Origin of the sequence: Streptomyces tendae, assembly GCF_014650435.1 — a bacterium.
In the GTDB taxonomy this organism is placed as follows: domain Bacteria; phylum Actinomycetota; class Actinomycetes; order Streptomycetales; family Streptomycetaceae; genus Streptomyces; species Streptomyces tendae.
In genome coordinates this window covers 1-563 of sequence record NZ_BMUY01000111.1, presented here as the reverse complement: position 1 = coordinate 563, position 563 = coordinate 1, and the positions used below count along the sequence as shown (strand labels likewise).

1 protein-coding gene is annotated in these 563 nt (G+C 74.4%); it reads left to right on the top strand.

Annotation, left to right across the window (positions count from 1 at the left end):
• Nucleotides 1-107: 107 nt before the first annotated feature.
• A partial coding sequence (locus tag IE258_RS40880; protein WP_189750850.1) for a hypothetical protein occupies nucleotides 108-563 on the top strand: 456 nt, incomplete at its 3' end.

Genomic DNA, 563 nt, shown 5'->3' with positions numbered 1-563 from the left:
GGAAGCGGACACCGTCCCACCCCTTCCGGAGAACAGATATATGCACCACCATGTGGCGCTATCGCACGCGCCCGTGGCGGCGCGGCCGACCGTGCCCGGGGTGGGACATGCACGACACCAGGTGGAAGCAGGCCGTCGAATGGCTGGCCGCGGCGGCCACGGACCCGCAGGAGTGCAAACGCCAGTGGGACCGCGGTCAAGGGACGGCCCTGCTCGCGGCCGGGCGGTACTGGGACGTGCTGAGCGTGCCCGACCGCCTCGGACTGCTGGCCCTGGATCTGCTGTGGAGCGATCCGCTGGAGATGCCCGGGCCCACGCTGGTGGACGTCACGGCACGCCGGGTGGGCTTCTTCCTGCCGCCCGACCCGGGCAGCGAGTGGGTGGGCTTCGGGGTACGGCACGTGGGACGCGGGTCCTGGGTGGCCGTGCCGCCGCCGTACCGGCCCTCCGGACGGCTGGAGTGGCTGGTCCCGCCGGACGGCACCGGCACGCTGCACGCGGCGGAGCCGCTGGAACGGGCGCTGCGGCGGGCGACCGGGACGCTCGCGGTGCTCGCCCGGTCC